The following is a 16,225-nucleotide window of genomic DNA, read 5'->3' as shown; positions in this document are numbered from 1 at the left end:
CTCGCGGCGGGCCCTCTCGGCCGTTTGGCGGGAGGGTCACTGCACCGGGATGATCCCGGTCAGCCACTCGAAGGCGCTCGGCACCATCCGCTTCCACATGTCGGTGGTGTGCGGGCCGGTGCTCTCCTCGACCTGGACCTTGGTCGGCTCCTTGGCCGCGCCGGCGATAGCCTGGCCGTCCTCGTAGCCGTCCCCCTTGGCGCCGCTGACCAGCAGGGCGACCTTCGGCGGCTGCTGGGCGGACTTGAGGATGTTGACCGGGTTGTTCTCGGTGCGCAGCTTCGGGTCCTTGCCGACCAGCGAGTCGCCCTCGGTCGCCGGGTCGTTGTAGCCGGACATGGCGATGGCGGCGCGGTAGCGGTTGGGGTGGGCCAGCGACAGCTTGGCGGCGCAGTGGGCGCCGGCCGAGTAGCCGGCGATCGCCCAGCGGTCCGAGGACGGGTCGGCGCGGAAGTTGTCCAGCACCATCTGCGGGACGTCGCGGGTGATCCAGGCGTCCGCGTTGATCTTGCCGGGGATGTCGGTGCAGCCCGCGTCCTGGTGGCTGCCCAGCAGCAGGGTGCGCGGCGAGACCAGGATGAACGGGGCGACCTTGCCCTGCTGCATCAGCGGCTTGAGCTGCTCGGAGACCTTGAGGGTGCCGTACCAGGTGGAGGAGGAGCCCGGGTAGCCGGGGATCAGCTCGACCACGGGGAACTTCTTGTCCTTGAACGCCGGGTCGTTGTACTGCGGCGGCAGCCAGACCAGCACCTCGCCGTCGACGCCGGACACCTGGCCCTTGAGCTCGGTCTTCTGGACGTCCCCGGGCACCGCCGGGTCGTTCACGCCGCCGAACTTCTGGAGCACCTTCGGCGGCTGCTTGGCCGTGTCGCCGGAGCCGTCCTTGGCGTTGCCGGCCGGGTCCACCGGCGCCACCGAGGGCACCGCGCGGACGTGGTCACCGGTGCCGAGCAGGTCGTCCCAGTTGCCGTAGATCAGGTTCGCGTTGTTGACCATCACGAACACCATCAGCACGGCGGTGACCTGGCAGAACATGATCATGACGATCCGGGACAGGGTGCGCACCGGCTGGGGGCCGCGCACCTTCCCCCAGAACAGCAGCGCCACTGTGATGGACACCGGCACCAGGATGACGGTGAGGATGAGGAATGGCGTACCTGTCAGTTCCATGCGTTCTCGTATCCGGGTCGCTCGCCGCCCGGGCCCCACTCGCCCGAACGCACGTCAATGGCATCAGACGGCAGCGAACCGATGATCGGTTGCCGTCCGAATCTGTGCGGAACCTGAGAGGAACATCACGTTTCCGAGGTGTTCTGCTTCGGGTCGGCGCCTAGTCTGTCACCCGGATGGCGGTGCTCCGAACCAGATGCTCAGCGAACTTCCAGGAAGGTCCCCCGGGGCACCTTACCTCCCTGGCCGTTCGCACTGCCGGGCGAGGCGGTGCGATCCCGCGCGGCCGGGCCAGAGAGACTATGGGGATGAGCACAACCCGCTTTCGCCCGTCCCGCCGCTTCTGGCCCGTGTGCGCCGTCCTGGCCCTCGCGGTCACCGCGGCCGGTTGCAGCAGTACCGGAGGCAGACGCGCCGAGGAGGCCCGCGCCAAGGCCGCGGCCGCCGGCGGCAGCGCCGTCACCACCCCGCGCTGGAAGGTCGCCATGGTGACCCATGCCGGAGCCGGCGACGCCTTCTGGGACAGCGTGCGCAAGGGCGCCGAGCAGGCCGCCGCCAAGGACAACATCACCTTCCTGTACTCCAACGACGCGCAGACCCAGAACCAGGTCCAGCTCGTCCAGGCCGCCATCGACCAGAAGGTCGACGGCCTGCTGGTCACCCTCGCCAAGGGCGACGCGATGGCCGGCGTCCTCGGCAAGGCCAAGGCGGCCGGCATCCCCGTGATCACGATCAACTCCGGTCAGGAGTTCTCCGCCAAGTTCGGCGCGCTGACCCACATCGGTCAGGACGAGTCCTCGGCCGGTCAGGCGGCCGGCACGGAACTGGCCTCGCGCGGCCGCAAGAACGTGCTGTGCGTGATCCACGAGCAGGGCAACGTCGGCCAGGAGGAGCGCTGCTCGGGCGCCCAGTCCAAGGCCGGCGGCGGCTTCCAGACGCTCTACGTCAACGGCGTCGACATGCCCGACGCCCGGGCGGCGATCTCCGCCAAGCTCCAGGCCGACCCCTCCATCGACACCGTGCTCACCCTCTCCGGCCCGATGGCCGCGACCGGACTGCAGGCCGTCCAGGACGCCCACCGCGGCGTGGAGCTGGACACCTTCGACCTGGGACCGCAGGTGGTGGCCGGCCTCAAGTCCGGCAGCGTCGGCTTCGCGGTCGACCAGCAGCCCTACCTCCAGGGCTACGAGGGCGTCGACCTGCTGTGGCTGTACAAGTCCAACCTGGACATGCTCGGCGGCGGCAAGCCCGTCGCGACCGGCCCGCAGATCCTGACCAAGGACAACGCCGACGCGCTCGCCGAGTACGTGGCGAGGGGGACCAGGTGACCGGTCCCGCCACCCCCGACCTGCTCGTCCAGGACCGCCCGGCCGCCCTGCGGCGGCTGCTCGCCCGGCCCGAGCTAGGCTCGCTGATCGCCGCCGTCGCGGTGTTCGCGGTCTTCGCGGCCGTCGCCGAGCCCTTCCTGCGGCTCTCGTCGCTGGGCACCGTGCTGTACGCGGCGTCCACGATCGGGATCATGGCCGTGCCGGTCTCGCTGCTGATGATCGGCGGCGAGTTCGACCTCTCGGCCGGCGTGCTGGTCACCACCGCCGCGCTGACCTCCTCGATGGTCTCGTACCAGTTCACCGCGGTCACCTGGGTCGGCGTCCTGGTCTCGCTGGCCACCACGCTGGCGATCGGCGGGTTCAACGGCTGGATGCTCGGCCGCACCAAGCTGCCCAGCTTCATCGTCACCCTGGGCACCTTCCTGATGCTGACCGGCGCCAACCTGGGCGTCACCAAGGCGATCTCCGGGACGGTCTCCACCAAGTCGATCTCGGACATGCAGGGCTTCGAGACCTGCCGGTGGCTGTTCGCCTCCGAGCTGAACGTCGGCGGACTGACGATCAAGGCCACCGTCTGGTGGTGGCTCGGCCTGCTGGTGGTCGGCAGCTGGGTGCTGCTGCGCACCCGCTTCGGCAACTGGATCTTCGCCGTCGGCGGCGACGCGGCCGCCGCCCGCGCCGTCGGGGTGCCGGTCGCCCGCACCAAGACGCTGCTCTACCTGGGAGTCGCCTTCGGCGCCTGGGTGCTCGGGCAGCACCTGCTGTTCTCCTTCGACACCGTCCAGTCCGGCGAGGGCGTCGGCAACGAGCTGATCTACATCGTCGCGGCGGTGATCGGCGGCTGCCTGATCACCGGCGGCTACGGCTCGGTGGCCGGCTCCGCCCTCGGCGCGCTGATCTTCGGCATGGCCAGCAAGGGCATCATCTACGCCCAGTGGAACCCGGACTGGTTCAAGTTCTTCCTCGGCGCGATGCTGCTGCTGGCCGCGCTGCTCAACGCCTACGTCAAGCGCCAGGCCGAACGGGGTCCACGATGAGTACCGAACTGCTCGCGCTGGAGGGCGTCGGCAAGACCTACGGCACCGTCCGCGCCCTGGAGGACGTCTCACTCACCCTGCACGCCGGCGAGATCAGCTGCGTGCTCGGCGACAACGGGGCCGGCAAGTCCACGCTGATCAAGATCATCGCCGGGCTGCACCAGCACGACCAGGGTGCCTACACCATCGGCGGCGAGGAGGTCCGGCTCGACTCCCCGCGCCAGGCCCTGGACCGCGGAATCGCCACCGTCTACCAGGACCTCGCCGTCGTCCCGCTGATGCCGGTGTGGCGCAACTTCTTCCTCGGCTCCGAGCAGGGCACGCGTCGCTGGGGCGGCCTGCGGCTGGACGCCGACGGCATGCGCGCCACCACCCGCGAGGCGCTCGCCAGGATGGGCATCGACCTGCACGACGTCGACCGGCCGATCGGCACCCTCTCCGGCGGGCAGCGCCAGTGCGTGGCCATCGCCCGCGCCGTGCACTTCGGCGCCAAGGTGCTCATCCTGGACGAGCCGACGGCGGCGCTCGGCGTCAAGCAGTCCGGGGTGGTGCTCAAGTACGTCACCGCGGCCCGCGACGCCGGGCTCGGGGTCGTCCTGATCACCCACAACCCGCACCACGCCTACCTGGTCGGCGACCACTTCACCCTGCTGAAGCGGGGGCGGATGGCCGGCAGCCACCCGCGCGACGCGATCAGCCTCGAACAGCTCACCACCGAGATGGCCGGCGGCTCCGACCTCGCCGAGCTCTCGCACGAGCTGGCCCGTCCGAACACCACCATCTCCCGTGAGGAGCGTCCGCAGCCGTGAACAGCCCCCAAGGCAGCACTCGGCCGGCCGTCCTGCCCACCCTGCTCGGCCTCGGCCCGCGCGCCGAGCGCCGCCGCCGCGCCCTGCCGGCGGGGATACTGCGGCTGCCCACCATCGGCGTCGACATCGGCGGCACCAAGGTGGTCGCCGGGGTCGTCGACGGCGAGGGCAAGGTGCTGGAGAAGCTGCGCACCGACACCCCGCACAAGAGCAAGAGCGCCAAGGTCGTCGAGGACGTGATCGTCGAGCTGGTGCTCCAGCTCGCCGACCGGCACGACGTCCACGCGGTCGGCATCGGCGCGGCCGGCTGGGTCGACGCCGAGCGCTCCCGGGTGCTCTTCGCCCCCCACCTCAACTGGCGCAACGAGCCGCTCCAGCAGGCGCTCAGCGAGCGGCTGCGCTTCCCGGTGATCGTCGAGAACGACGCCAACGCGGCCGCCTGGGCCGAGTGGCGCTTCGGCGCCGGGCGCGGCGAGGACCACATGGTGATGCTCACCCTGGGCACCGGCATCGGCGGCGCGGTCGTCCGGGACGGCTACGTGGACCGCGGCAAGTACGGCTTGGCGGGCGAGTTCGGGCACATGCAGGTGGTGCCCGGCGGCCACCGCTGCCCGTGCGGCAACCGGGGCTGCTGGGAGCAGTACTCCTCCGGCAACGCGCTGGTGCGCGACGCCCGGGAGCTGGTCGCCGAGGAGTCCCCGGTGGTGCAGCCGCTGCTGGCCCGGGCCGGTGGCACGGTCGAGGGCATCACCGGGCCGCTGGTCACCGAGGCGGCCCAGGACGGCGACCCGACCGCGACCGAGCTGCTCTACGAGGTCGGCACCTGGCTGGGTGTGGGCATGGCCAACCTGGCGGCCGCCCTGGACCCGGGGCGCTTCGTCATCGGCGGCGGCGTCTCGGAGGCCGGCGACTTGCTGATCGGCCCGGCCCGGGACACCTTCCGCCGCACCCTGACCGGGCGCGGCTTCCGGCCCGAGGCCACCATCGTCCACGCCGCCCTCGGCAACGAGGCCGGGCTGGTCGGGGCGGCGGACCTCGCGCGGCAGGTGGCGCGGCGGTTCCGCACCATCAAGCGGCGGCGGGTGGAGCGCAGCGCACTGTAGCGGCGGGGCGGGGGACGGCTTCCGGCTGACAGGTTTCAGCGAACAGATTTCGTTATCTGTTTCCTGAAACCTGTTAGCTGTCTTCTGTGCGCCGTTCGCCGTTCGCCGTTCGCCGTCCGCTGCTCTCCGTTTGCTGGCTTGTGTTCGCCGTTCGCCGCCCGCCGCCGCCCACCCGCCGCGCCTTCCCGCGTCGCGTCAACTACCCATTGGTAGCCGCGCGGTGTGGTTGTCGGATTCATACCTCCTGTGGAACAACTGACATGACGTCGACTCAGGAGGACTCGGATGAGAGCTCTGACCCGCTTAGCGCCATCACTGCTGCTCGCCACCGCACTGGTCTGGGCCACCACCGGACCAGCCGGGGCAGCGGCGCCGCCGCCGAAGGCGCCGGAGGCGGTGGGGTGGGGCGGAGCGGTGGCGTCCGTGGACGCCGACGCCACCGCCGCCGGGATCGAGGTGCTGCGCAAGGGCGGCAACGCCGTGGACGCGGCCGTGGCCGCCGCCGCGGCGCTCGGGGTGACCGAGCCCTACTCCTCCGGGATCGGTGGTGGCGGGTACTTCGTCTACTACGACCACGCCACCGGCCGGGTGCACACCATCGACGGCCGCGAGACGGCCGGTCACACCGCCGACACCGGACTGTTCCTGGAGGACGGCAAGCCGCTCGCCTTCGCCGACGCCGTCACCAGCGGACTGTCCGTCGGCGTCCCCGGCACCCCCGCCACCTGGGACTCCGCACTGCGGCAGTGGGGCACCCGCTCCCTCGGGCAGAACCTCGAACCCGCCGAGCGGATCGCCGAGAACGGCTTCGTCGTCGACGGCACCTTCCGCGGCCAGACCTCCGACAACTACAACCGGTTCAAGGACTTCCCGGCCACCGCCAAGATCTACCTGCCGGGCGGCAAGCTCCCCGAGGTCGGCTCCGTCCTGCGCAACCCCGACCTCGCCGCGACCTACAAGCTGCTCGCCAAGGACGGCGTGAAGGCCTTCTACCAGGGCGAGTTGGCCAAGGACATCGTCAACACCCTGCAGCACCCGCCGGTCGACCCGGCCTCCGGCCGCAACGCCCGCCCCGGGAAGGTCGACACCGCCGACCTGGCCGCCTACCGGGTCCGCGACCAGGCGCCCACCCACGTCGCCTACCGCGACTACGACGTCTACTCGATGGCCCCCTCCAGCTCCGGCGGCACCACCGTCGGCGAGGCGCTGCACATCCTGGAGGACGGCGACCTCTCCGGGGACAGCGGCACCCAGTACTACCACCACTTCCTGGAGGCCTCGCGGATCGCCTTCGCCGACCGCAACCGCTGGGTCGGCGACCCGGCCTTCGAGGACGTCCCGACCAAGCAGCTGCTCTCCGAGCGCTACGCCGCCTCCCGGGCCTGCCTGATCAGCCCCGACCACGCGCTCACCAGCCCGCTCGCCCCCGGCGACCCGCGCCACCCGGCCGACTGCGCCGACACCGGCCAGGCCGTCCCCGAGCCGTACGAGGGCCCCAACACCACCCACCTGACGGTGGCGGACCGCTGGGGCAACATCGTCTCCTACACCCTCACCATCGAGCAGACCGGCGGCAGCGGCATCACCGTCCCCGGCCGGGGCTTCCTGCTCAACAACGAGCTGACCGACTTCGACTTCACCCCGCTCGCGGCCGGCGTCCCGGACCCCAACCTGCCCGGCCCGGGCAAGCGGCCACGCTCCTCGATGTCCCCGACCGTCGTGCTGCGCGACGGCGAGCCGCTGCTGGCCACCGGCAGCCCGGGCGGCGCGACCATCATCACCACCACCCTCCAGGTGCTGCTCGGGCGGCTGGACCGGGGGCTGAGCCTGGAGCAGGCCATCGCCGCGCCGCGGGCCAGCCAGCGCAACAACGCCGTCACCCAGGCCGAGCCCGGCTTCCTGGCGCTGCCGGAGCGGGCCGCCCTGGAGGCGCTCGGGCACACCTTCGCCGCCACCGGCGAGATCGGCGCCGCCACCGGCGTGGAACGGCTGCCGGACGGCCGCTGGGTGGCCGCCGCCGAACCGGTGCGGCGCGGCGGCGGCTCGGCCGCGGTGGTCCGGCCCACCGGCTGAGGCTCGGCCGCAGTACCCGTCGTGGCGCCGCCCGTGGCCCCGACCGCAGTACCCGTCGGGGCACTGGCCGTGGCACCCGCCGCAGTGCCGGTCGGGGCACTGGCCGTGGCACCCGCCGCAGTGCCGGTCGGGCCGGGTTGTCGGTGCCGGACGGTATGTTCGGGGTGGGCCTCCCCAGGGGGCCCACCCCCGTCCGCACCGACCGAACCACCGGGAAGGCCGCCCGCCGTGACCGTCCGCATCGCCACCTGGAACATCAACTCCGTCACCGCCCGGCTGCCCAAGCTCCTGGAGTGGCTGGAGAGCGCCAAGCCCGACGTGCTCTGCCTCCAGGAGCTCAAGTGCGCGGCCGACGCCTTCCCGTACGAGCAGGTCCGCGAGCTCGGCTACGAGACGGCCGCGCACGGCACCGGCCGCTGGAACGGCGTCGCGGTCGTCTCCCGGCTCGGCCTGGAGGACGTCGTGCGCGGACTGCCAGGCCAGCCCGGCTACCTCGCCGACGGTGCCCTGCTGCCCGACGTCGAGCCGCGCGCCATCGCCGCCACCTGCGGCCCGGTCCGGGTCTGGTCGGTCTACGTGCCCAACGGCCGCGAGGTCGACCACGCCCACTACCGCTACAAGCTGGAGTGGCTGGAGGCGCTGCGCAAGGCCGCCGCCGAGGACGCGGCCGGGCCGCGCCCCTTCGCCGTCCTGGGGGACTTCAACATCGCCCCCACCGACGAGGACGTCTTCGACGTCGCCGCCTTCGAGGGCCTCACCCACGTCACCCCCGTCGAGCGCGCCGCCCTGGCGGCCCTCGACGAGATCGGCCTGCACGACGTCGTGCCGCGCCCGCTGAAGTACGACCGTCCCTACACCTACTGGGACTACCGCCAGCTGGCCTTCCCGAAGAACCGGGGCATGCGGATCGACCTCACCTACGCCAACAAGCCCTTCGCCGACGCCGTCACCGACAGTTACGTGGACCGCGAGGCCCGCAAGGGCAAGGGCACCTCGGACCACGCCCCGGTCGTGGTCGACCTGGACCTCTGAGCCCTCAGGCGAGCCTTCGCGCTGGGTGACGGGCCGTCGCTCGAACGGTCCTGAGCGGTGGCCGGGCCGCGGGCTCCTGCCTACCGTCGGTGAATGACCGGGTGCAGTTGACACACCACGTGGACATGGGAGTCCCCGGCTGCGCCCGAGAATCCCGGAGGTTCCGGCATGCGCCCCATGCGTACGGCCGCCGCCGCCCTGATCGGCGCGACGGTACTGACCGGTCTGACGGCCCCCCTCGCATCCGCCAGGGACGGCGCGGCCTCGGTCAGCCCGTCCCAGGCCGCACCGGGCCAGACCGTGACGGTCACGGTCTCCTGCGAGAAGTCGGACAAGCCCGACGCCAAGACCATCACCGCCCACTCCGCCGCCTTCGAGGGCGGCCCCGCGACCCTCACCCTGGGATCCGACGGCAAGCACAGCGGCTCCGCCCGGCTGGCCTCCCAGTACGGGGGGGACAGCAAGGTCGACGGCACCTGCCCGGACGGCGGCGCCTTCTCGACCACCGTCAAGGTGACCACCGTGGCCGCCGCCGGCTCCGACAAGGGCCTCGGCGACTGGGGCAAGGCGGCGGGGGAGTGGGCCGGCTCACTCGGCCAGTCCGGTGCCGGCAGCCAGCAGGTCGCCCCGCACGGCGCGGTGAAGACCGGCCTCGGCGGCTCGGTCGCGGCGGACCCGGCGGAACTGGCCGGAGGGCTGGCCCTGGTGGCCTGCGGCGTCGGCGGTTTCTGGCTGCTCCGGCGGCGAGGTGCCTGACGGCCCCGCCCTCTCCAACCGCGCCCCGCACCGCCGGACCCTGACCGGACCGGCGGTGCGGTGGTGCGTCAGACGGCCGCCGGCTCCAGCCACTCCCGGTGCTCCGGCCGCTCCTCGTGCCGGAGGGTGCCGCTGGCCAGCAGGTACTGGGCCAGTACGTACGTCGCCATGATCCAGAACTGATGCCCCGGCAGCTCGCGCCACTTCGCGATCTGGGTGGCGATCAGTGTGTCGGAGAGCAGGAACAGCGCCCCGCCCAGCCCGGTCCGCCAGTTCAGCCCGGCCGCGGTGACGGCCGTCGAGGTCAGCAGCAGGCTGTAGCCGGCCACCGGTACCCGGAGGTCCCCGAGGTCCGGCCAGAGCTGACTGACCAGGCCCGCCCAGGCCGTCGCGTACGCGGCCGCGACCACGAGGGCGCGACGGCGGTCGGTGAGCGCCCCGCGCTGGACGAACATCGTGACGTAGCAGACGTGCGCGGCCGCGAACGAGCCCATGCCGGCCAGGAACGCGGTGTCGTTCTTCAGCTGGAGCAGCACGTCCCCGCCCGCGCTCGCCAGCAGCGCCGGGGCCAGCAGCTTCGGGGCCTCGCGCTCGGCGCGGGCCGCCGCCGCCACGCTGTGCGCGGCCAGCAGCGGCATCAGGGCGGGCTTGGTGGCGTTCTGCAGGACGGACGCGCCGGACAGGATCGAGCCCAGGTGCGCCGCCGAGGTGGCCGCGAAGCCGCCGAGCAGGCCGGTGGCCGAACGCAGGCGCCCGGTGAGGCCGGTGGCGCGGGTGGTCGTACGGATACTCATGCGGCGTGTGCCTCCGCAGTCGTTCGGGGTGGGAGACCGACCCTATGGGAGCCGACCGGGCGGCGGAAGACCGGGTTACCGGCGCGTAACCCGGTCGGGCGGCGGGGAGTGACGGCGCGGCCGGGGGAGCGGAGCGCGGGCGACCGCTTCGGTGGCTCCTGCGGAGAGTTCCTCAGGAGGACGGTTGCTGCCACCGGGTGACCGGTCACCGTCTAGTCTGGATCCCGACATGGAGCAGCAGGACTACGCGGTCGGCGCCACCCGGGTGGCCACCGGCAGGCCGGACGGACGTACGGGCGGGGCAGGACGGGGAACCGCCGACGCCGCCCTCGCCGTACGCGGAGCCGAACCGGCCGCCGATGCCGCAGCCCACGCCGGGGCCGATGCCGAAGCGGCTGCCGGAGCCGATGTCGGAGCCGTGGCCGGGTGCGGTGCTGACGGCCCGCAGGCGCCCGCCCAGAGGCTCTCGCCCGACCCCGGGCTGCTGCGGCTCGCCCACTGGTTCGCCGCCGCCACCCCCGGCACCGCCGACGACCTGTGCACCGCCTCCTTCGGCCTCTACCCCGCCCGGCACCTCGGCACCGCCGCCGAGCCCGCCGACCCCGCCGTCAGCTGGTGGCACGGCCCGACCGCCCACGCCGCCGCCGCGCCGCGAACCCGCGAGGCCCGTACCGAGGGCGGCCTGCGCCGGGCCCGGCGGGACGCCGCCGCGCTGCCCGTCGTCCGGTCGGGCGCCAAGCCCGGCGGGCCCGGCAGGCACCGCCGGCCGGAGCACGGCCGGGCGCTCCCGGAGGTGGCCCGTGAGGAGCAGGATCGTTCCGGTGCGGAACTCCTGGACGCCGAACGCCGTATCGCCGCCCGGCTGTTGCTCGCCCACCCGCTGGTCACCGCCTCCGGCCCGCACGCCGACGGCTTCCCGCTGATCCGCCGTCACCGCGACTGGCTCATCGAGCGCTTCGACACCCTGCTCGGCTACCGCCTGGTCGTCGGTCCGTGGCACGCCCGGCTCTGCAAGGCCGGCCTCGGCCCCGGCGCCGCCCGCCGCCTCGAACACCCCGCCACCGGCGCCCCGTTCACCCCGGCCGGCTACGCCAGGCTCGCGCTCGCGCTGGCCCTGCTCGTCGACGCCCCCGAGCAACTCCGGTACGGGCGGCTGCTCGACGCGATGCGCGAGGCCGCACCCGACCTCGCGGCCGACCCGGCCGCCCTCGGGATGGCGCTCGCCGCGCTGGCCGACTGGCAGGTGCTGGGCGACCTGCCGGCCGACCCGGCCGACACCGCCTTCGTGCTGACCGTCGACCGCGAACTCGCCCGCGCCGTCCCGGCCGGCCCGCCCGCGCTCGCCGACGACGCCGCCGACCTGATCCGCCGCGCCGCCGAGGCCGAACCCGGCACCGCCGTACGCCGGCTGCTCGCCGAGACGCCCGCCGTCCTCGCCGCCGACCTCCCCGAGGGCCACCGGGCATGGCTGGAGGAGCACCGGCTCAGCGGCCCGGCCGCGCTCGCCGAGTTCCTCGGACTGGAGGCCGAACTGCGCGCCGAGGGCGTCGCCCTGCTCGACCCGGCCGCCGAACTCACCGACCTCGCCCTCCCCGGCACCGGCACCCTGGCCCAGGCCGCCCAACTGCTGGTCGAGCGCCTGGTCGAGGAGGTCCGCCCGTTGCCCGGCGAGAGCGCCGAGGGTGACGTCCCGATCTCCGACGCCCTGATAGACGGCCTGCTCGGTGACATCGCCGACGACCACGGCCTTCCCGCGCGCTACCTCGCCGACCGCACCGCGCTGCGCCGCGACGCCCTCGACCTGCTGCACGGCCTCGGCCTGATCACCCCCACCCCCCGCACCACCTGGCTGCTGCGCCCCCCGGCGGCCCGCTACGCCCCGGCCCCCGACCTCCGCCCCACCCCGGGCACCGGCCGGCACTCCCGCCCCGCCGTCCCGCCGGCGGCCCCCGCCCCGGCCCGCGAGGGCCTCCGGGCGTAGGGCCTGTCCGGCGGACCTTGCCCCGGTGGCCGTGAGGCGGGCCGGGACGAGGTTCAGGCCGGGATGAGCGCGTCCCACTGGGCGCGGGTCGGGCCGTCGTGCTGCGGGCTGAAGTCCGGGTTGGCGGCCAGCCAGGCGGTGACGGCCTGGTCGATCTCCTCGGTGCCGTAGGCCTCCTTGGCCGGCCGGACGAGGTGGCGGGTCTGGGCGCGGGCGCGCATGACCACGGGGTCGTCGAAGGCGCTGGCGGCGAGGGCGGCCGCGCGGAGCCCGGGGAGCGGTGAACTGCCCTTGAGGCGCTGCTCGTTGGCGCGGTCGGCGGCCACCTGCTCGTCGTACAGCGGCCGGAGGTTCCGGGCGGTCCAGGTGTGGTAGCCGGTGGGGTCCGCGGCGACCTGGTCGGCGTGGGCGGCGAGGTACTGGGCGGTGCGCAGGCCGAGGGCCACGCCGTGGCCGAGGGTGGGGTTGGTGTGGATGAGACTGTCGCCGGTGTTGACCAGGCCGGTGACGACGGGCCCGGCGTCGTCGGCGAGGGAGGTCCAGCGGTTGTCCAGGCCGGCCATCGGCAGGACGGCCGACCGGGGTTCGGGGTCGAGGTCGAGCCAGGCCGCGCAGGCGGGGAACCGGCGGGCGACGGCCTCGAACACGGCGGGGTCGACGAGCGAGCCGCGGGTCGGGTCGCCGGTGGAGATGATCATGCTCAGCGCGAAGGTGTCGTTGTCGGAGGGGAAGACGCCGGCGAGCGCGAAGGCCGAGGCCGAGCCGGTCCGCACCCGTCCGGGGTCGCGCGGTCCATCGGCGCGCAGCCGGTACCAGCGGCACAGGTAGGTGATCCCGGTGCGGTGGCTGTCGACCACGGGCGGTCGGCAGCCGGCCCGGGCCAGCCAGCCGGGCACCGGCGAGCGGCGCCCGGCCGCGTCGATGACGAGGTCGGCCGGGTGGGTCTCGCCGCCCACCCGTACGCCGGTGACCCGGGGCGGGACGCCGTCCCGGACGGCGAGGCCGGTCACCCGCCGGCCGCGCCGGACCTCGACGCCGGGTTCCCGCCGTACGCCTTCGGTCAGTGCGGCCTCCAGCACGATCCGCCGGGTGCGCAGGGTCACCAGCTCCTCGTCGCCGGCCCGGTGCGGCGGGTGCTCGTCGAACCAGTCGAAGTCGTGGTACTCGTGCGCGCCGCGGGCCAGCAGGTCGGCGTAGACGTCGGGCGCCTCGGCCCGCAGCACCGTGCGGACGGGGGCGAGGAAGGAGTGGGGCTGGTCGGCCTGGGGGACCCTCGGCCGGTTCCAGCGGAAGAAGTCCTGGTCGAGGTCGTCCCCGGCCTGTCGCGTCTCCTGTTCGAACAACGTGACCTGGTGGCCCCGCCGACCGAGCAGGAGTGCCGTTCCCAGCCCGCCGATACCGCCGCCGATGATCGCAACCCGCGCCACTGCGTCCCCTTCGCGTCGTGTTGCGGAACGATCTTAGGGCTTGCCGATCTTCGCATCGGAACCGCCCCCGGCCTCCCGCCCCCGGCTCCGGCTGCGGAACGACGGAAGCACCGCGTCCGGGGTCGGACCGCGGTGCTGGAAGGGTGGTGCGGGTCGGGTCGGCTACTTGCTCGCGGTGGCGGTGGCGACCGGGCCGTGCTGGACGGTCTCCACGGTGGCGCCGACCCCGAGGGTGCCGAGGGCGATGGAGGCGAGGACGGCGGTGCAGGCGAGCAGACGGCGGTGGCGCTGGGGGAGCGGGAAGCGCGGTTCCTGGTAGGGCGCCTGAGGGCTGGCGTTCATGACAGGGAGGCTCCCAGGGCGGTGTGAACGGTCGGTACGCGCGGGTGAAGTCCGGACGGGGATCCGGCGTCGGTTGGCCGGATACGCCCCACCGGACTGGCAGGTGAGGCGTATCCGCTGGTCAGCGCCGTGCCCGGGAGGGCCTGCGGTGCCCGGTTCAGCGGCGCCGGCCGCGCTCGGCGAGGGCCTCGCCGACGGCGACCCGGACGGCGTCCCGCAGGCCGTGGGCCGGGTGGAAGCGGGAGGGGCCGGCCGCCGGGTCCTCCCGGAGCTCCTTCACCAGGGAGACGCACAGCAGCAGCATCACCACCACGAAGGGCAGCGCGACCAGGATCGTCGCGTTCTGCAGCGCCGTCAGCCCGCCGGCCAGCAGCAGGGCGGCGGCGACCCCGCCCATCAGGACGCCCCAGACCACCACCAGCGGGGTGCGCGGGTGCAGCGAGCCGCGGCTGGAGAGCGAGCCGAGCACCAGGGAGGCGGAGTCGGCGCTGGTGATGAAGAAGGTCATCACCAGCAGCACCGCGACCACGCTGGTGACCGAGCCGAGCGGCAGCGAGCGCAGCATCTCGAACAGCGAGGCCTCCGGGCCGCGCGGGATGGTGGCGACCAGGTCGGCGGCGCCGGTACCGGCCAGCCGGATCGCGGTGCCGCCCATCACGCAGAACCAGACGACGGTGGCCCCGCTGGGCACCAGCAGCACGCCGAGCAGGAACTGCCGGATGGTGCGGCCGCGCGAGATGCGGGCGATGAAGGTGCCGACGAAGGGGGCCCAGGAGAGCCACCAGGCCCAGTAGAAGATCGTCCAGGAGCCGAGCCAGCTCTCGTCGGTGAAGGCGCCGGTCTGGGTGGACATGCCGAGCAGGTCGGAGAGGTAGCCGCCGACGGTGGCCGGGATCGAGTCCAGGGCGAAGACCGTCGGCCCGAACACGAAGACGAACAGCATGATCAGCGAGGCCAGCACCACGTTCGCGGTGGAGAGCCACTTGACGCCCTTGTGCACGCCGGAGAAGGCGGAGAGCACGAAGGCGGCGGTCAGCGAGCCGATGATGACCAGCTGGGCGTTCTGGGTGTTGCGGACGGAGGTGATGTACCCGAGCCCGTCGGCGACCTGGAGGGCGCCGAGGCCGAGGCTGGTCGCGGAGCCGAAGACGGTGGCGAAGACGGCCAGCAGGTCGATGGTGCGCCCGGCCCAGCCGTCCGCGCCGCGCTGCCCGATCAGCGGGACGAAGGCGGCGGAGATCCGGTTGCCCCGGCCCTTGCGGAAGGTGGTGTAGGCGAGGGCGAGGCCGCCGACCGCGTAGATCGCCCAGGGGTGCAGGGTCCAGTGGAAGAGTGAGAACTCCAGGGCCTGCTGGGCGGCGGCCGCGCTCTGCGGTTCCAGTCCGGAGCCGGGCTGCGGGGCGGCGAACAACTGCAGGGGCTCGCCGACGCCGTAGAACATCAGGCCGATGCCCATGCCGGCGCTGAACATCATGGCCACCCAGGCGAGGGTGGAGAACTCGGGTTCGTCGTCGTCGCGGCCGAGCCGGATCCGGCCGAAGCGGCTGAAGGCGAGCAGCACGGTGAGGACGAGGAAGACGTCGGCGGCGACCACGAACAGCCAGCCGAAGTTGTGCAGCACCCAGCCGAGCGCGGTGCTGGAGGTCCGGCCGAGGGAGTCCTCGGCGAACACGCCCCAGGCGACCACCGCCAGCACCAGCACGGCGCTGATGCCGAACACCGCCCGGTCGGTGGGGAGGGTGGCGGCGGGCTCGCCGGGTTCGTCGGGCTCCCGCACACGAGGGGAGGGCTGCGGCGGCTGGCTGTGCATCGGGCGGGACCTCTCGACATACTCGGAATACGGGGATTCAGGATGTATGTCGCACTATGTCCAGTCGGCGGCCCTCGGGGCCGGGCGGCGCGCCGGGGAGCGGGCGGGGGCGGGACCAACGTCCCGTCAGGCCGCCTCCTCCTCGCTCGGGGTGTGCGCGGTCGCCAGGTAGTGGGAGAGCACCCGGCGGCTGCGGGTGAGGTCCTCGATCCGGGCGTCCAGATCGGCGAGTTCGCCGCGCAGGGTGGCCAGCAGGTCCGGGCAGGACTCCAGGACGGGGACCGGGCCGGTGGCGCAGGGCAGGATCCCGGCGATGACCCGAGTGGGCAGGCCGGCCGCGAGCAGGCTGCGGATCTGCCAGACCCGGACGGTGTCCTGCTCCTCGTACTCGCGGTAACCGGCCGTGGTGCGGGCGGGCCGGAGCAGCCCCTGCTCCTCGTAGTAGCGGAGCAGCCGGGCGGATACCCCGGTCAGCCGGGCGAGTTCTCCGATGCGCATGACCGGGCCAACGCGGGCCGGGGCGGGGGTGTTCCCGGCGGGCCCGGCCCCCGGCCCGCTGCGGT

At 73.5% G+C, this 16,225-nt stretch carries 14 protein-coding genes; 8 read left to right on the top strand and 6 right to left on the bottom strand.

Annotated features, from left to right (window positions below; translation table 11 throughout):
• Nucleotides 1-36: 36 nt before the first annotated feature.
• Nucleotides 37-1,170 carry an alpha/beta hydrolase gene (locus ACFWIS_RS04680; RefSeq protein ID WP_380523471.1) on the bottom strand — a complete coding sequence of 378 codons (1,134 nt, stop codon included), beginning with the start codon at nucleotides 1,168-1,170 and terminating at the stop codon, nucleotides 37-39.
• Nucleotides 1,171-1,478: 308 nt separating this feature from the next.
• Between ACFWIS_RS04680 and ACFWIS_RS04675 the strand changes: the two genes are divergently transcribed.
• From ACFWIS_RS04675 to ACFWIS_RS04645, 7 genes are all read left to right on the top strand, one after another.
• Nucleotides 1,479-2,498 (top strand): sugar ABC transporter substrate-binding protein, encoded by a 1,020-nt coding sequence (locus tag ACFWIS_RS04675; protein ID WP_380456393.1) that lies wholly within the window; start codon nucleotides 1,479-1,481, stop codon nucleotides 2,496-2,498.
• Nucleotides 2,495-3,535, top strand: coding sequence for an ABC transporter permease (locus ACFWIS_RS04670; RefSeq protein ID WP_380456395.1), 1,041 nt, complete (start codon nucleotides 2,495-2,497; stop codon nucleotides 3,533-3,535). Before ACFWIS_RS04675 ends, ACFWIS_RS04670 begins: the two co-directional genes overlap by 4 nt.
• Nucleotides 3,532-4,344: an ATP-binding cassette domain-containing protein gene (locus ACFWIS_RS04665; protein ID WP_380456397.1), complete on the top strand. Its 813-nt coding sequence runs from the start codon at nucleotides 3,532-3,534 to the stop codon at nucleotides 4,342-4,344. The genes ACFWIS_RS04670 and ACFWIS_RS04665 overlap by 4 nt, the downstream gene beginning before the upstream one ends.
• Entirely contained in the window at nucleotides 4,341-5,447 is a 1,107-nt protein-coding gene (locus ACFWIS_RS04660; protein WP_380456399.1) for an ROK family glucokinase, read from the top strand. Before ACFWIS_RS04665 ends, ACFWIS_RS04660 begins: the two co-directional genes overlap by 4 nt.
• Before the next feature lie 285 nt (nucleotides 5,448-5,732).
• Nucleotides 5,733-7,520: a gamma-glutamyltransferase gene (gene ggt / locus ACFWIS_RS04655; protein WP_380456401.1), complete on the top strand. Its 1,788-nt coding sequence runs from the start codon at nucleotides 5,733-5,735 to the stop codon at nucleotides 7,518-7,520.
• A gap of 228 nt (nucleotides 7,521-7,748) precedes the next feature.
• Nucleotides 7,749-8,552 (top strand): exodeoxyribonuclease III, encoded by an 804-nt coding sequence (locus tag ACFWIS_RS04650; RefSeq protein ID WP_380456403.1) that lies wholly within the window; start codon nucleotides 7,749-7,751, stop codon nucleotides 8,550-8,552.
• 168 nt (nucleotides 8,553-8,720) lie between these two features.
• Entirely contained in the window at nucleotides 8,721-9,308 is a 588-nt protein-coding gene (locus ACFWIS_RS04645) for a hypothetical protein (RefSeq protein ID WP_380456405.1), read from the top strand.
• Nucleotides 9,309-9,376: 68 nt separating this feature from the next.
• Here ACFWIS_RS04645 and ACFWIS_RS04640 read toward each other — a convergent pair whose 3' ends face one another.
• On the bottom strand, nucleotides 9,377-10,102 hold the full coding sequence (locus tag ACFWIS_RS04640) for a lysoplasmalogenase (protein ID WP_380456407.1): 726 nt from the start codon (nucleotides 10,100-10,102) through the stop codon (nucleotides 9,377-9,379).
• Between the two features lie 229 nt (nucleotides 10,103-10,331).
• On the opposite strand from ACFWIS_RS04640, the gene ACFWIS_RS04635 reads away from it, so the two are divergent.
• Nucleotides 10,332-12,083, top strand: coding sequence for a DUF2398 family protein (locus ACFWIS_RS04635; RefSeq protein ID WP_380456409.1), 1,752 nt, complete (start codon nucleotides 10,332-10,334; stop codon nucleotides 12,081-12,083).
• Nucleotides 12,084-12,136: 53 nt separating this feature from the next.
• Here ACFWIS_RS04635 and ACFWIS_RS04630 read toward each other — a convergent pair whose 3' ends face one another.
• The 4 genes from ACFWIS_RS04630 to ACFWIS_RS04615 all read right to left on the bottom strand — a co-directional run bounded on the left by ACFWIS_RS04630 (nucleotide 12,137) and on the right by ACFWIS_RS04615 (nucleotide 16,160).
• Nucleotides 12,137-13,510 carry an NAD(P)/FAD-dependent oxidoreductase gene (locus tag ACFWIS_RS04630; RefSeq protein WP_380456410.1) on the bottom strand — a complete coding sequence of 458 codons (1,374 nt, stop codon included), beginning with the start codon at nucleotides 13,508-13,510 and terminating at the stop codon, nucleotides 12,137-12,139.
• Between the two features lie 162 nt (nucleotides 13,511-13,672).
• Complete coding sequence (locus tag ACFWIS_RS04625; protein ID WP_380456412.1) at nucleotides 13,673-13,852, bottom strand: hypothetical protein; 180 nt, start codon at nucleotides 13,850-13,852, stop codon at nucleotides 13,673-13,675.
• Between the two features lie 157 nt (nucleotides 13,853-14,009).
• Nucleotides 14,010-15,662 carry a BCCT family transporter gene (locus tag ACFWIS_RS04620; RefSeq protein ID WP_380456414.1) on the bottom strand — a complete coding sequence of 551 codons (1,653 nt, stop codon included), beginning with the start codon at nucleotides 15,660-15,662 and terminating at the stop codon, nucleotides 14,010-14,012.
• A 126-nt stretch (nucleotides 15,663-15,788) separates the two neighbouring features.
• Nucleotides 15,789-16,160, bottom strand: a complete 372-nt coding sequence (locus ACFWIS_RS04615) for a MerR family transcriptional regulator (RefSeq protein WP_380456416.1) — start codon at nucleotides 16,158-16,160, stop codon at nucleotides 15,789-15,791.
• Nucleotides 16,161-16,225 lie beyond the last annotated feature (65 nt).

Origin of the sequence: Kitasatospora sp. NPDC127060 (assembly GCF_042724935.1) — a bacterium.
In the GTDB taxonomy this organism is placed as follows: Bacteria; Actinomycetota; Actinomycetes; order Streptomycetales; family Streptomycetaceae; genus Kitasatospora.
The sequence above is the reverse complement of the archived record's forward strand: the minus strand, read 5'-3'. Positions and strand labels throughout refer to the sequence as shown.

Excerpts from the sequence above, each read along its gene's own strand:
- ACFWIS_RS04680 (WP_380523471.1), bottom strand. The coding sequence starts at position 1,170 with ATGGAACTGACAGGTACGCCATTCCTCATCCTCACCGTCATCCTGGTG.
- ACFWIS_RS04675 (WP_380456393.1), top strand. The coding sequence starts at position 1,479 with ATGAGCACAACCCGCTTTCGCCCGTCCCGCCGCTTCTGGCCCGTGTGC.
- ACFWIS_RS04665 (WP_380456397.1), top strand. The coding sequence starts at position 3,532 with ATGAGTACCGAACTGCTCGCGCTGGAGGGCGTCGGCAAGACCTACGGC.
- ggt (WP_380456401.1), top strand. The coding sequence starts at position 5,733 with ATGAGAGCTCTGACCCGCTTAGCGCCATCACTGCTGCTCGCCACCGCA.
- ACFWIS_RS04645 (WP_380456405.1), top strand. The coding sequence starts at position 8,721 with ATGCGCCCCATGCGTACGGCCGCCGCCGCCCTGATCGGCGCGACGGTA.
- ACFWIS_RS04640 (WP_380456407.1), bottom strand. The coding sequence starts at position 10,102 with ATGAGTATCCGTACGACCACCCGCGCCACCGGCCTCACCGGGCGCCTG.
- ACFWIS_RS04635 (WP_380456409.1), top strand. The coding sequence starts at position 10,332 with ATGGAGCAGCAGGACTACGCGGTCGGCGCCACCCGGGTGGCCACCGGC.
- ACFWIS_RS04625 (WP_380456412.1), bottom strand. The coding sequence starts at position 13,852 with ATGAACGCCAGCCCTCAGGCGCCCTACCAGGAACCGCGCTTCCCGCTC.
- ACFWIS_RS04620 (WP_380456414.1), bottom strand. The coding sequence starts at position 15,662 with ATGCACAGCCAGCCGCCGCAGCCCTCCCCTCGTGTGCGGGAGCCCGAC.
- ACFWIS_RS04615 (WP_380456416.1), bottom strand. The coding sequence starts at position 16,160 with ATGCGCATCGGAGAACTCGCCCGGCTGACCGGGGTATCCGCCCGGCTG.